Below are 13,620 nucleotides of genomic sequence, written 5' to 3' on the forward strand. Positions count from 1 at the left end.
TCGCCGACGCCTCAGCCTACCTTCGCGCCGAGACGCCCGGCACCACGCGTACGGTCCGGCGTTCAGAGACCGGGTTCAGAGTCCGGGGTGCACCGACCAGCCGTCGGCCGACAGCGCGTCGGCCAACGTGTCCACGGCCTCCGGGAGCACGTACAGCTCCGCCACGCCCAGCGGCAGCCCGGGGCTGTGTTCGATCCGCACGTCCTCGATGTTCACACCGGCGGTGGCGGCGGCCGCGAACAGGCGGCCCAGGGCACCGGGTTCGTCCGGGATGACCACGGGGATCACCGTGTAGTCCGGACGGCGGAGCGTTCCGTGCTTGCCGGGGATCCGGGCCTGCCCCGAGCGCCCCCGCGCCAGCAGGTCACGGACGGGCTCCAGATCCTCCCGAGACGCGACTCCGTGCCCGGTTCCGCTCCGGGACCGCAGGGCGTCGGCGGCGGCGGTGAGGTCCCGGGCCACACCGCGCAGCACCTCCGCCACCGGGCCCGCGTTGTGGGTGAGGATCTCCTCCCACATCGCCGGATCCCCTCCCGCGATCCGGGTGACGTCACGTACTCCCTGACCGGCCAGGGTCAGAGCGTCGCCGTCACCGGAGAGCAGCCGCGCGGCCACGGCGGAGGAGGCCACGTGCGGGGCGTGCGAGACCAGGGCCACCGCGCGGTCGTGCGCCCGGGCGTCCAGCACCAGCGGGTCCGCGCCGCACATGCGGGCCAGTCCGGCCACCGCCTCGACGGAACCGTGGTCGGCCTCCGGGGTGGGGCACAGCGCCCAGGAACGGCCGAGGAAGAGGTCGGCGCGGGCGGCGCCGGGACCGTGCTTCTCACGTCCCCCCATGGGGTGGCCGGGGACGAAGGTCGCCATGTCGCAGCCGAGCCGCTCGGCGCCCTCCAGCACACTCGTCTTCACGCTGGCCACGTCGGTGTACACCTGGGCCAGCTTCCGCTGCTGGGCGTCGCGCAGCACCGCCGGGACCACGGCGGGCGGGGCCGCGATCACCGCGACGTCCACCGGCGACCCGTCGGTCTCCTCCAGCGGACGCCCGGCACCGAGGTCGCAGGCCAGGCGCAGGGAGGCCGCGTCGGGGTCGCTGAGCGTGACGTCCACGTCGCGGGCGCGCAGGGCCAGGGCGATCGACGTTCCGATCAGCCCGGTTCCGACCACGGTGACCCGACGCGGCTCCGTCCGGCCCGTCCCGGCCGCTTCCTCGCCCACAGCACTCCCCCGAGTCACCCCGCCCGCGCCTGTCGCGGGCACGGTCCCAGAGTACGACCTTCTGACCTGGCCTCCCGCCCGAGACCCCGGTGTGGGGCCGGGCGGCCCGGGCGCTGACGGCGGGGTCGCTACTGTGCGATGTCCAGGCGCAGTGCCTGGGCGCCGCGCAGGTACACGTGCTGGACCTCGGCCCGTGGGAGGTCGGTCTCCACGTGGGCCATCAACCTCACCACGCGCGGCAGGGCACCGGGCACGTCGATCTCGGAGGCGCACATCAGCGGGACGTCGGTGAATCCGACACCCCGCGCCGCCAGCGCGGGGAACTCACTCGTCAGGTCCGTGGTGGCCGTGAAGAGGACGCTGATCACGTCGTCGGTGGTGAGCCCGTTGCGCCGCATCACCTCGGAGACCAGTTCGGTCGTGGCCTCCAGCACCTGCTCGCGTTCGTCCGCGTCGACCTGCACCGCACCGCGAATGGCCCGTACCGCCACGTTCGATCCCGCTTTCGTCCTCGTCGGTGATGCCGTCACCCGGGGGAAAGGGGAGACGGCGGCCGCTCCCCGGGTGGGGCGCGACCGCCGTCAACTGTATCGACAAGACCTCCGGGTCAGAGACCGGCGGCCTTGTAGAGCTCGCCGACCTCACGCGAACTGAGCGCACGCATGGTGCCCAGACGCAGGGTGTTGAGGTCGATCGGACCGACCTGGGTGCGGGCCAGGTCCGCGACCGGGTGGCCCACCGCCTCCATGAGGCGACGCACGATGTGCTTGCGCCCCTCGTGCAGGCGGATCTCCACCATGGCCTGGGTGTCGTCGTTGTCGACCACGCGGAAGGAGTCGACCTGGACCGGCCCGTCCTCCAGCTCCACACCCTTCTGGATCTCGCGCACCACGCGGTGCGGCACCGGGCCCGGCACCTTCGCGATGTAGGTCTTGACGACCTTGTAACGCGGGTGCGTGAGGCGGTTGGCCAGGTCACCGTCGTTGGTCAGCAGGATGAGACCCTCGGTCTCGGTGTCCAGCCGACCCACGTGGAAGATGCGCTCGTCGGTCTGGCCCGCGTAGTCGGCCAGGGTCGGGCGACCCTCCGGGTCCCACATGGTGCTGACCACGCCGCGCGGCTTGTTCAGGGCGAAGTACAGCTTGTCCGGGGCGGTGACCACGCGCATGCCGTCGACGCGGATCTCCGAGGCCTCGGGGTCGACCCGGGCGCCGAAGCGCTTGACGATCTGACCGTCGACGCTGACCCGACCGGCCGCGATCATCTCCTCGCTGGCCCGGCGGCTGGCGACGCCGGCCGCGGCCAGTGCCTTCTGGAGCCGGATGCCGTCGGGGACGTCCGTGTAGGTGTCACGGGAGTCGCCCTCGTGGCGGTCCTCGTCACGCGGGTTGAAGTCCGCGCGCAGGGCCTGGAGACGCTCGCGCGCCGCCTTGGAGAGCTGGCTCTCGCTCTTGACGTCGCGGACGGGCTCGTGGTCGCGACGGGCCGGACGCTGGTCCGGGTCCCGGCGCGGCCGGTCGTCACGGCCCTGCGGACGGCCGCCACGACCGTCGTCACGGCGCTGGTAGCCGCCGCGCTTGTCGTCGCGGTTCTGGAGCCGACGGCCCTGGGCGTCACGGCGGGGACGCTCGTCGCGGAAGCCCCCGCGCTTGTCGTCCCGTCCGCCCTGGTAGCCACCGCGCCGGTCGTCACGGTTGCGGTCGTCGCGGTTCCGGTCGTCGCGACGGGGACGATCGTCCCGGTCGAAACGGCCACGGCTGTCGCCACGGTTCTGGTTCCCGCCGCGCCGGTCGTCGCGGTCGAAGCGACCACCACGACTGTCGTCACGGCCACGGCCACGGTCGTCCCGACCCTGCGGACGGCCACCACGGTTGTCGTCACGACGGTCGTAGGAGCGCCCCCCACGGTCGTCCCGACCCTGGTACCCGCCACGGTTGTCGTCACGACGGTCGAAGGAACGGCCCCCGCGATCATCGCGGTTCTGGTTCCCGCCGCGCCGGTCGTCGCGGTCGAAGCGACCACCACGGCTGTCATCGCGCCCACGGCCACGGTCATCGCGACCCTGCGGACGGCCACCACGGTTGTCGTCACGACGGTCGTAGGAGCGCCCCCCACGGTCGTCGCGACCCTGGTAGCCGCGCCGGTCGTCGCGGTCGAAGCGACCACCACGGCTGTCATCGCGACGGGGACGGTCGTCCCGACCCTGGTACCCGCCACGGCTGTCGTCACGACGGTCGAAGGAACGGCCCCCGCGATCATCGCGGTTCTGGTTCCCGCCACGTCGGTCGTCGCGGTCGAAACGACCGCCACGGCTGTCGTCACGACGGTCGTAGGAGCGACCCCCACGGTCGTCCCGACCCTGGTAGCCGCCGCGCCGGTCGTCCCGGCCCTGCTGGCCGCCCCGGCCACGGTCGTCACGGCGGGGACGGTCGTCCCGGTCGTGGCGTCCGCCGCCACTGCGGTCGTTCCCGCCTCGGTCGTCGCGGGGGCCTCGGCCGCCGCGGTTGTCATAGTCGCCGCGCTCACCGCGCGGGGCGTGTCCGTCCCGCTCACCACGGGAACGTTCTCTGTTAGGTGTGCTCACCGGTGTCGTCAAGACCTTCGATGTCGTCGGGGAGGAACGGCGCCAGATCAGGCAGCTCGTCCAGGCCACGCAGGCCCAGCCGTTCCAGGAAATAGGAAGTGGTCCGATACAGCAGCGCACCGGACTCGGGATCGTGTCCGGTCTCTTCGATCAGGCCCCTCAGTACGAGGGTACGCATAACCCCGTCGCAGTTGACCCCGCGTACGGCGGAGACCCTGCCACGTGAGACCGGTTGGCGGTAGGCGACGACGGCCATCGTCTCCAGTGCGGCCTGCGTGAGCCGCACCTCCTGCCCCTCCCTGAGGAAGTGCTCGACGATGTCGGCGCACTCGGGCCGCGTGTACACACGCCACCCCTCGGCCACCGCCCGTAGGTCGAAACCACGGCCCTGTTCGGTGTATTCCCGGGAGAGCTCCTCCAGGGTTCGGGTCACCAGCTCCAACGGCACGTCCATGGCACGGGCCAGGTCGTACTCGGAGACCGGCTGGTCGACCACCATCAGCACGGCCTCCAGGTCGCGGCGCAAACCCGGGGGTGTGGAGAGGTCCTCCGCCTCGGCGGTGTGCTCTGCGGTCATCACTGCTCCCCCGGTGTCGTCTCGGCGGTCGGTTCCGCGTCGTCGTAGTCGGACTCCAGCTCGACGTCCTCGTCGCCGCCGGTCCAGGTCACGGTCAGCTCCCCCAGCGGGACGGGCTGGTCGAAGCCCACGTTCGCGGCCCGGTAGAGCTCCAGCAGGGCCAGGAACCGGGCGACGACCTCGAAGGTGCCGTCGCACTCGGCCGTGAGCTCGGCGAACGTCAGCTGGCCGTGCTCTCGGAGTTCGGCCACCATCAGCTCACCCTGCTCCTTGACGGAGGTCTTGGTGAGGTGGATGTGGGTGACCGAGACGCTCGGCGGCTCCCTCGGCGTGAACACCAGCCCCGCCAGGGCGGCGAACTCCTCCGGACCGAGCCTGAACAGCACGTCCGGACGCATCCCCGCGAACCGCTCCTCCAGCGGCACCGCCCGCGCGTACCTGCGGCCCTGCGCGGCCAGGCGCTCCCGCATGAAGGAGGCGACCTCCTTGTAGGCACGGTACTGGAGCAGCCGGGCGAACAGCAGGTCGCGCGCCTCCAGCAGCGCCAGGTCCGCCTCGTCCTCCACGTCGCCGCGCGGCAGCAGACGGGCGGCCTTGAGGTCGAGCAGGGTGGCCGCGACCAGCAGGAAGTTGCTGGCCTGGTCCAGGTCCCAGTCGTCACCGAACCGGCGGATGTGCGCGATGAACTCGTCGGTGACCTTCGACAGCGACACCTCGGTGATGTCCAGCTTGTGCTTGGAGATCAGCCCGAGGAGCAGGTCGAAGGGGCCCTCGAAGTTGTCCAGGTGCACCTGGAAGGCGTTCTCGTCGACCTCGTCGGCGCTCTCCGCCCCCGGCGGCGCGCCCTCCTGGTCAGTCACCATGACGGGTCCACGTCTTCTCACTCATGACACCAGGGTGTCACCGGCGCGGAGCTGCCGGTGACACCCTCACCTCCCGGTCCCCGGATGTGCGTCCGCTCCCCCAGCGGTCGGTCCGGGAACGTCAGTCCTCGGTCAGCCGGCGTACCAGCATGCTGCTGGGGCCGTGCTCCTCGAAGTCGGCGAGCAGCACGGCGACGGCCTCGCGTACGAGGCGGCCGCGGTCGGCCGACAACCCGTGCTCCGCGCGCAGCGAGAGCCGGGTCTGCTCCAGGGCCAGCAGTTCCGCCCCGGAGACGTAGACGGTGATCTTCTCGTCGTGGCGTTGACGCCCGCTCGGCTTCGGAGCGCGGCGTACCTTGCTCCGCCCCCTGCCGTTCGACTTGCGCGCGGGCCGGTCCGACGAGTTCTCGGTGGTGCTCTGTCGATCCTGTTCCGGTACCTGGTACTGGCGTTCGGTCTCGACCGGTTCCTCTTCGGGACCGGAGGGGCGGAAGAACAGCTCGTCCGCCCCGGGTAGCGTCACACGTCGTGACCGCTGAGAGGCCACCTCGCCAGCACCTCCTTGGCCAGCGACCGGTAGGCGTTGGCCCCGGCCGAGGACGAGTCGAACCTGGTGATGGGCTCGCCCGCCACGGTGGCGTCCGGGAAGCGCACGGTGCGGTTGATGACCGTGCCGTACACCTTGTCGCCGAAACCGTCCACGATCGTGGACAGCACCTCGCGGGCGTGCAGCGTGCGCGGGTCGTACATGGTGCCGAGGAACCCGTCGATGACGAGGTCCTCGTTCAGGCGCTCCTGCACCTTCTGAATGGTGTCCATCAGCAGCGCCACACCGCGAAGCGCGAAGAACTCGCACTCCAGCGGCACGATGACCCCGTCCGCCGCGGTCAGCGCGTTGACGGTCAGCAGACCCAGCGACGGCTGGCAGTCGATCAGGATGACGTCGTAGTCGTTGATGACGGGGCGCAGCGCGCGCCCCAGCATCTGCTCACGGGCCACCTCCCCGACCAGCTGCACCTCGGCGGCCGACAGGTCGATGTTGCTCGGGATGAGGTCCAGACCGTCGATGTCCGTCTTGAGCAGGACGTCCTCGACCGTCACGTCACGCTGCATGAGCAGGTTGTAGACGGTCAGGTCCAGCTCTCGCGGGTCCAGTCGGCCCAGGCCCACCGACAGCGCGCCCTGCGGGTCGAAGTCGACCAGCAGCACCCGCCTGCCGTACTCCGCGATGGCGGCACCGAGGTTGATGGTGGTGGTGGTCTTACCGACCCCACCCTTCTGGTTACAGAGTGCTACAATCCGTGCCGGACCGTGTTCGTCGAGCGGTGCTGGCTCCGGATATGTACGCACGGGTCTCTTGGTGTGCAGATCCGCCCCCGTGTTGCGTGTCGTCCCCCACGGGTTGCTCACCGGATCGGCGAAGCCCTCCTCGCCGACGGGTGCGGTGTTCGCCGCCTCGCCGTTCTCCGACCAGTTCACAACCCTTGACCTCCCCTACGGACCGGCCACGGCCCGATGGGACTCTTGACGTCTCCCACGACTGGCCGCCGTCGGAAACTCAATATGTCGACAGCAACGTACCTCTGTGCGGCGACTCTAGAACGACGACACGGCGCACTTCAACATGATCCGACCAGGATTCCCCACCCTCTGCAACCGGGAGGAACCGCACGCTCGTACCCATTTCTCTCGTAGGAGAAGGGTACACACGACACGCCTCGGACTCGTCCCGAACGCGGTACGGGCTCCCCACGAGCGGCGCCCGGCCTCACACCCGGCCACCCGGGTCCGCGCCGCGCCGCGCCCTCGGATGGCTGGAGGCGTACACCTCACGCAGCCGCTCCACGGTCACCAGGGTGTAGACCTGCGTGGTGGTGACCGAACTGTGCCCCAGCAACTCCTGCACGACACGGATGTCCGCGCCTCCGTCGATCAGGTGGGTGGCGAAGGAGTGCCTGAGGGTGTGCGGCGACACCCCCTCGACCCCGGCCCGCTCCGCCACCGCCGACAGCAGCACCCATCCGCCCTGCCGGGTCAGGCGACCACCCCGCGTGTTCAGGAAGAGCGCCGGGCCGCCCCGTCCGGAAGCGGCCAGAACCGGCCGCACCAGTGTCAGGTAGCCGGCCAGGGCACGGCGCGCGTACGAACCCAGCGGCACCAGGCGTTCCTTGCCGCCCTTGCCCCGGAAGCGCACCAGACCGACCGGGCCGCTCGCGTCCACCGCCTCCGCGACGTCGTCCACGTCCAGGCCCACCGCCTCCGACACCCGCGCCCCCGTGCCGTACAGCACCTCCAACAGGGCGCGGTCGCGCTGGGCCAGGAGGTCGGACCGCGCGTCGGAGGCCGGTGCCGCCACCGGACCGGCCGCGTCCAACAACCGTTCCACCTGGTCCAGGGGAACGGCCTTGGGCAGGCGCATGGGCGGTGACGGTGGCACGACCTCGACGGCCGGGTCGGTGTCCGCCCACCCCTCACGGACCGCGAACCGGTGCAGCCCCCGCACGGCGGCGAGCGTGCGCCCGGCCGAGGAGGCGCTCAGCGGGGGGTGGGTCCCGTCCCCGTCACGCAGCGCCCCCAGGAACGCGCCGACGTGCCCCGTGGTCGCTCCGGCGAGGTCGGTGACGCCCTGGTCGCTCAGGTACTCGACGTAGCGCCACAGGTCACGCCGGTAGGCCAGCAGGGTGTTGTCGGCCAGGGCCCGCTCGGCGCTCAGGTGGTCGAGGAAGGCGGCGCGGACCCGGCCCAGGGGGCCCTCGTCCAGCTCCGCGCGCCCCGGCTCCCTCTCCGCCGCGTCCGTTCCCACCACCGGCTCAGTCGTCCGAGGCCACGGGCAGGGACACGAAGCCGTCCTGGGAGGCGGCGTGGGCGGCGAGGATCCCGATGACCGTCGCCCCGTTGTGCAGCCGTCCCTCCATAACCGCGCGCACCGCCTCCGGCAGCGGCAGCCACTCGGAGGCCAGGTCGGTCTCCTCGTGTTCGCGCACGAAATCGATCTCCTCCTCGGGCACCTCGGTGAGGTCACGCGCGAGGAAGACGTGGATGCGCTCGTTGGAGAAACCCGTGCTCGGGTAGAAGTCGGGGAGCCGGTGCCAGGTGGCGGCGCGCAGCGAGGCCTCCTCCACCAGCTCACGTCTGGCGGTGGCCAGCGGCCCCTCACCGTCACCGTCGATCAGACCGGCGGGCAGCTCCCAGAGCGTGTGCTGGGTGGGGTGCCGGTACTGGCGTTGCAGGAGCACGCGCCCCCGGGAGTCGAGGGCGACGATCGCGGAGGCGCCGGGGTGGTCCATGTAGTCTCGGGCGGCCACCGCCCGGCCCTGGCCGTGGGCGCCGGGCATCTCCACCCAGTCCGTGCGCATAGAGCACTTGGCGCCCCGGTACCGCTCCTCGGACCGCTCCACCGGCCACGACTCGGGGGCGTCCGCGACCTTCGCGAACGCCCCCGTCGTCTCGTCCTCGACCGGGCGGGTGTGGTTGGCCATGCGGCCCCTCTCAGGCTCGGGCCCCACCCGCCTGGTCGTCGCCGCTAGGAGACCTTGTGCTCCAGCGAGGCGGAGATCAGGCCCCGGAAGAGCGGGTTCGCGTTGGTCGGGCGGGAGCGCAGCTCCGGGTGCGCCTGCGTCGCGATGAAGAACGGGTGCACGTCCCGGGGCAGTTCCACGTACTCCACCAGCTTGCCATCCGGGGAGAGGCCGGAGAACACCAGACCCGCCTCCTCCAGCTGGGACCGGTAGGCGTTGTTGACCTCGAAGCGGTGGCGGTGGCGCTCGGAGACCTGCTCGGCGCCGTCGTACAGGTCGCGGGCGAGGGTGCCCTCGCCCAGGTCCGCGGGGTACAGGCCCAGCCGCATGGTGCCGCCCATGTCGCGGTCACCCGCGACGACGTCCTCCTGGTCGGCCATGGTCGCGATGACCGGGTCGATCGCCTTGTCGTCGAACTCCAGGCTGTTGGCGCCCTCGAGGCCGAGCACGTTGCGCGCGTACTCGATGACCAGGCCCTGGAGGCCCAGGCAGATGCCGAGCAGCGGCACGCCCTTCTCCCGGGCGTAGCGGATCGCGCCGAGCTTGCCCTCGATGCCGCGCACGCCGAAGCCGCCCGGGATGAGGACGCCGTCCGCGCCGTCGAGCTCGGCGGCCGCGCCGGAGGGGCTGGCGCAGTTGTCGCTGGCCACCCAGCGGATGTTGACGCGCGTGTCCGTGGCGAACCCGCCCGCGCGCAGGGCCTCGCTGACCGAGAGGTAGGCGTCGGGCAGGTCGATGTACTTGCCGACCATGGCGATGGTGACCTCGTGGTCGGGCTGGTGCACACGGCGCAGCAGCTCGTCCCACTCGGTCCAGTCGACGTCACGGAAGGGCATGCCGAGACGGCGGACGACGTAGGCGTCCAGCCCCTCGCGGTGCAGGACCTTGGGGATGTCGTAGATGGAGGGCGCGTCCGGGGTGGAGACCACGCCCGCCTCGTCCACGTCGCACATGAGGCTGATCTTGGACTTCAGGCTCTGCGTGATGGGCCGGTCGGAGCGGCAGACGATGGCGTCGGGCTGGATGCCGATGCTGCGCAGGGCGGCGACCGAGTGCTGGGTGGGCTTGGTCTTCATCTCGCCGGACGGGCCGAGGAAGGGGATGAGGGAGACGTGGAGGAAGAAGCAGTTCTCCCGGCCGATCTCGTGCCGGATCTGGCGGACCGCCTCAAGGAAGGGCTGCGACTCGATGTCGCCGACGGTGCCACCGATCTCGGTGATGACGATGTCGACGTCGGGGGCGTCCATCGCGTAGATGCGCGACTTGATCTCGTTGGTGATGTGCGGGATGACCTGCACGGTGTCACCCAGGTAGGCGCCCTGGCGCTCCTTGGCGATGACGCTGGAGTAGATCTGCCCGGTGGTGACGTTGGCCGAGGCGGAGAGCTCGACGTCGAGGAAGCGCTCGTAGTGGCCGACGTCCAGGTCGGTCTCGGCGCCGTCGTCGGTCACGAAGACCTCACCGTGCTGGAACGGGTTCATCGTTCCGGGATCCACGTTGAGGTAGGGGTCCAGCTTCTGCATGGTGACCCGAAGCCCACGCGACTTCAGGAGTCGTCCCAGGCTGGAGGCGGTCAGGCCCTTGCCAAGACTGGAGGCGACGCCGCCAGTAACGAAAAGGTGCTTGGTACTCGCGGCGAATGCCAAAGTGTTGCTCCCGTGGTTTGAGTGGCTACGGCTGGCTCGGGCGAGCTGGGCGGCCGTGCGGCGGTCCGGATCCGAGCGGCGGCGATGCCGTTCCAGCGCGTCGGACTCCACGGGGCACCAGAATAACAGGCCCCTCGTTCGTCCACACCTGGGAACGTCCACGCGACCCCCGGTGTTCCCCACCCCCACCTGCACGGTTGCCGCGAACCCCTGGTGGCGGGGGACTCCCGTGCCCGCCCACCGCCCGCCGGGTGGCGAAGGCAACACCGCCGCGCACCCCTCCGAGCGGGGCGGGACCGCGGGCGGAGAACAGGGCGGTGATCAGGCGGGGAAGCCCCCCGCGCGGCCGAGGTAGGCGGGCGGCCGCTTGCCGAGCCGCTCCCCCATCCAGTCACCCAGCGCGGCCGCTCCGGACAGGCTCACCCCGGTGCGCAGACCACTGCGGTGCAGCATGTACAGCAGGTCCTCGGTACCGATGTTGCCCGTGGCGGCGGGGGCGAACGGGCAGCCACCGAAGCCGCCCAGGCTGGAGTCCAGGACCCGGACCCCCTCCTCCACGGCGACCAGCGCGTTCGCGAAGCCGGTGTTGCGGGTGTTGTGGAAATGACAGCGCAGGGTCCGACCGCCCGCCACCTCGGCGGTACGGCGCAGCAGGTCACGCACCTGGGCGGGGACACCCACGCCGATCGTGTCGGCCAGCGCGATCTCCACGGCCCCGGTGTCCGCGATCCGGCGGACGACCTCCACCACCCGCTCGGGCGCGACCTCACCGTCGAAGGGGCACCCGAAGGCCGTGGAGACCGTGACGCTCAACGGCACCCCCGTACCCTCCAGGGCCCGGTCCATCTCCACCAGGGAGTCCAGCATCGCGTCGACGGTGCTGCCCTGGTTGCGGGTGCTGAACCCGTCCGTGGCCGGAACCGCCACGTTGACCTCGGACACCCCCGCCTCCAGCGCCCGGTCCAGGCCGCGCCGGTTGAGCGCCAGACCGATGAAGGACACCCCGGGCACCCGCGTGACCCCGGCCATGACCTCCTCGGCCCCGGCCATCTGCGGCACCCGCTTGGGATGGACGAAGCTGACCGCCTCGATCCTCCGCACCCCGGCGGCCACGGCCCGGTCGATCAGCTCCACCCGGTCCTCGACCGACAGCACGGTGGACTCGTTCTGGAGGCCGTCACGCGGCCCCACCTCCACGATCTCCACGTGCTCGGCACCCTCGGGTCCGCGGTCGTCCGCGCTCATCGGCTCCACCTCTCCACGCCACACTGCGCTTGCGCGCCCAGGCTAACCAGCCCGCGAGGTGAACTCCGTCACCGGGGCCGCGATCGCCCTGGGCGCGCACCGAGGTCAGCGCAGGGCGAGGGCGGGACGGACCTCCCAGGTCGTCCACACCGGGCGGTAGCCCATCCGGTGCCAGAACGGCCCGGAGAGCGGGTTCATGGCGGCGTAGTTGAGCACCGACACCCCCACACCGTGGCTGTCCAGAGCCTGGTGCGCCTGGCTCACCAGGGCGGTGCCGATCCCGCGACCGCGTTCGGCGTCCGCGACCACCCCGTAGCCGATGTGCGCGATCGGGCGCGCCCGCACCAGGGACTTCGCCCAGCGGGAGCGTTCGGGCGGCGACACCCACAGCAGTCCCACGGCCCGGCCCCGGCGCTCGGCCAACCAGATCCACGAACGCGAACGGTTGAGCGCCCGCGCCGCGACCTTGCGGGTCTGCTCGGCGGTGTCGGGCTGGAGGAACACCCCGCCGAAGTGCTGCTCGTAGCGGTGCTCCTCCATCAACAGGCCCACCACCTGGGTCAGGTCGCTGATGTCGGCCAGCCGGATGGCCACGTCGCGCGGGGGCAGCGACGGCGGTACGCCACGGCGGCGCTGGCGGGCGGCGAGCACGGTGTAGGGCTGGAGGCCGTGGCGCTGCAGCGGGATGATCCCCTCGACGTCGCGCGCGGGCCAGCTCACCAGGGCGGCCGACTCCGAGCCGGTGCCGGTGGGCAGGTCCTCGATCTGATCGCGCCAGCTGGTGAGCAGGGAGTCCAGGGCGCGGGCGGGTTCGGGGCCGCCGACGATGGGGGTGAGCCAGTGCTGGTCGGGCACGCCCCAGATACGGCCCACCTCGCCCGGCTGGTACCAGGTGTAGTGCATGCTGCCCGCGGCGACGGTTCGCCCGTCCTCGTCGCTGACGGTCAGCAGGGGGTAGGAGTTGGCCGCGAACCCCACGGGTTCGGGCAGCAGGGGGTCCGACTCCGCCCAACGCTGGGCAGCGGAGTGCACCAGCGGATCGAGTCCGATGTCGCCGCCAGGCGACTCATCATGCCGCACCCGAGCGACATAACCACTCACCCGCCCCACCCCTCCATTCGTCAAGAGCGTGCCCCGACCGGACTGACGGGTGCGGTCGTGTCTCGGCACCCGCAGGGGGAACCGGACGGTCGTCCGAACCAACCGACGTGTCGGGACAGGATCGACCGTACCGCCTCGAAGCGGTCCGGGTGAACGGAAACCGGAGAACACGGGCCCTTCCGTCTCCCGGCGCCACCTCCGGCGCGGGCCTCGGGCACGCTGACACGGTGTGCGCGAACGGGCACCACGGTAACGGACGGGGGTTCGTACCCGGAGGGCGGGAAGGCCCTCCGCACGGGGGTCCTACTCGGCCTCGGGGGTGGCGGTGCCGCCCTCGCTCACGGTGGTGTTGCGCCCGTGGTTGATCACCTCGGGGTCCCCGGTGGCGAAGGAGACCTGGTTGTCCACACCCACGAGGACGATCTTCTCGGCCGTGCCCACCTCGACGACGGAGTTGCGCCCGGTGGCGCGGACCAGACCGCAGTCGCCGTCCAGTATCACGACCGCGTCGTCGGCCTTGACCACGACCTCGCGGTTGGCGCAGTCCTCGTGCACCTCGACGCCGTCGTCGACCACCACGATCACGTCGTCGTTGGAGACGCCGTCCACCGGCTCCTCCTCCGGCTCCTGCCCGAGGTCGGGGGTGGGCTCGATCTCCTCCGGGTCCCCACCACCCCGGTCGGACCCGCACCCGGCCACCAGGAGACCCGTCAGCACCATGGCACCCACAAGGCCCAGAACCCGACTGACCATGAACTCCCCCACACCCGAAAAAGGCAAAAGCGACATTCGACTTACGCAAAGCACAAGAATATGTCACGTGAAGGTAACTATGCGACCCAACCGTACTGGGATCGTGCCTGATTCGAGA

At 71.2% G+C, this 13,620-nt stretch carries 13 protein-coding genes; all 13 read right to left on the reverse strand.

Annotation, left to right across the window (positions count from 1 at the left end; genetic code table 11):
* Positions 1-75 precede the first annotated feature (75 nt).
* The 13 genes from ACRWK8_RS08070 to ACRWK8_RS08130 all read right to left on the reverse strand — a co-directional run bounded on the left by ACRWK8_RS08070 (position 76) and on the right by ACRWK8_RS08130 (position 13,502).
* Complete coding sequence (locus tag ACRWK8_RS08070; RefSeq protein WP_378742012.1) at positions 76-1,215, reverse strand: prephenate dehydrogenase; 1,140 nt, start codon at positions 1,213-1,215, stop codon at positions 76-78.
* A 128-nt stretch (positions 1,216-1,343) separates the two neighbouring features.
* Positions 1,344-1,706, reverse strand: coding sequence for a chorismate mutase (gene aroH, locus ACRWK8_RS08075; protein WP_378742014.1), 363 nt, complete (start codon positions 1,704-1,706; stop codon positions 1,344-1,346).
* A 116-nt stretch (positions 1,707-1,822) separates the two neighbouring features.
* Entirely contained in the window at positions 1,823-3,799 is a 1,977-nt protein-coding gene (locus ACRWK8_RS08080; protein WP_431869314.1) for a pseudouridine synthase, read from the reverse strand.
* Complete coding sequence (scpB, locus tag ACRWK8_RS08085) at positions 3,786-4,376, reverse strand: SMC-Scp complex subunit ScpB (RefSeq protein WP_378742019.1); 591 nt, start codon at positions 4,374-4,376, stop codon at positions 3,786-3,788. Before scpB ends, ACRWK8_RS08080 begins: the two co-directional genes overlap by 14 nt.
* Positions 4,376-5,239 (reverse strand): segregation and condensation protein A, encoded by an 864-nt coding sequence (locus ACRWK8_RS08090; RefSeq protein ID WP_378742021.1) that lies wholly within the window; start codon positions 5,237-5,239, stop codon positions 4,376-4,378. The genes scpB and ACRWK8_RS08090 overlap by 1 nt, the downstream gene beginning before the upstream one ends.
* Positions 5,240-5,360: 121 nt before the next feature.
* Positions 5,361-5,762, reverse strand: a complete 402-nt coding sequence (locus ACRWK8_RS08095; RefSeq protein ID WP_378742023.1) for a hypothetical protein — start codon at positions 5,760-5,762, stop codon at positions 5,361-5,363.
* Positions 5,759-6,718 (reverse strand): ParA family protein, encoded by a 960-nt coding sequence (locus ACRWK8_RS08100; RefSeq protein WP_378742025.1) that lies wholly within the window; start codon positions 6,716-6,718, stop codon positions 5,759-5,761. Before ACRWK8_RS08100 ends, ACRWK8_RS08095 begins: the two co-directional genes overlap by 4 nt.
* Before the next feature lie 289 nt (positions 6,719-7,007).
* Positions 7,008-8,045, reverse strand: coding sequence for a site-specific tyrosine recombinase XerD (locus ACRWK8_RS08105; RefSeq protein WP_431869318.1), 1,038 nt, complete (start codon positions 8,043-8,045; stop codon positions 7,008-7,010).
* 4 nt (positions 8,046-8,049) lie between these two features.
* A complete protein-coding gene (locus ACRWK8_RS08110) occupies positions 8,050-8,718 on the reverse strand; it encodes an NUDIX domain-containing protein (protein ID WP_378742029.1) in 669 nt (222 codons plus the stop codon).
* 44 nt (positions 8,719-8,762) lie between these two features.
* Positions 8,763-10,403 carry a CTP synthase gene (gene pyrG, locus ACRWK8_RS08115; RefSeq protein ID WP_378742031.1) on the reverse strand — a complete coding sequence of 547 codons (1,641 nt, stop codon included), beginning with the start codon at positions 10,401-10,403 and terminating at the stop codon, positions 8,763-8,765.
* A gap of 321 nt (positions 10,404-10,724) precedes the next feature.
* Positions 10,725-11,648 (reverse strand): hydroxymethylglutaryl-CoA lyase, encoded by a 924-nt coding sequence (locus ACRWK8_RS08120; RefSeq protein ID WP_378742034.1) that lies wholly within the window; start codon positions 11,646-11,648, stop codon positions 10,725-10,727.
* Between the two features lie 105 nt (positions 11,649-11,753).
* The gene (locus ACRWK8_RS08125; protein WP_378742036.1) at positions 11,754-12,749 is read right to left on the reverse strand and encodes a GNAT family N-acetyltransferase; all 996 of its coding nucleotides are present in this window, start codon (positions 12,747-12,749) and stop codon (positions 11,754-11,756) included.
* 303 nt (positions 12,750-13,052) lie between these two features.
* A complete protein-coding gene (locus tag ACRWK8_RS08130) occupies positions 13,053-13,502 on the reverse strand; it encodes a DUF3060 domain-containing protein (RefSeq protein ID WP_378742038.1) in 450 nt (149 codons plus the stop codon).
* Between the last annotated feature and the right edge of the window lie 118 nt (positions 13,503-13,620).

Source organism: Nocardiopsis eucommiae, assembly GCF_965344335.1.
Taxonomy (GTDB): Bacteria; Actinomycetota; Actinomycetes; order Streptosporangiales; family Streptosporangiaceae; genus Nocardiopsis; species Nocardiopsis eucommiae.

Coding starts and splice junctions, on each gene's coding strand:
- ACRWK8_RS08130 (WP_378742038.1), bottom strand. CDS start 13,502: ATGGTCAGTCGGGTTCTGGGCCTTGTGGGTGCCATGGTGCTGACGGGT.
- ACRWK8_RS08110 (WP_378742029.1), bottom strand. CDS start 8,718: ATGGCCAACCACACCCGCCCGGTCGAGGACGAGACGACGGGGGCGTTC.
- scpB (WP_378742019.1), bottom strand. CDS start 4,376: ATGACCGCAGAGCACACCGCCGAGGCGGAGGACCTCTCCACACCCCCG.
- ACRWK8_RS08120 (WP_378742034.1), bottom strand. CDS start 11,648: ATGAGCGCGGACGACCGCGGACCCGAGGGTGCCGAGCACGTGGAGATC.
- ACRWK8_RS08090 (WP_378742021.1), bottom strand. CDS start 5,239: ATGGTGACTGACCAGGAGGGCGCGCCGCCGGGGGCGGAGAGCGCCGAC.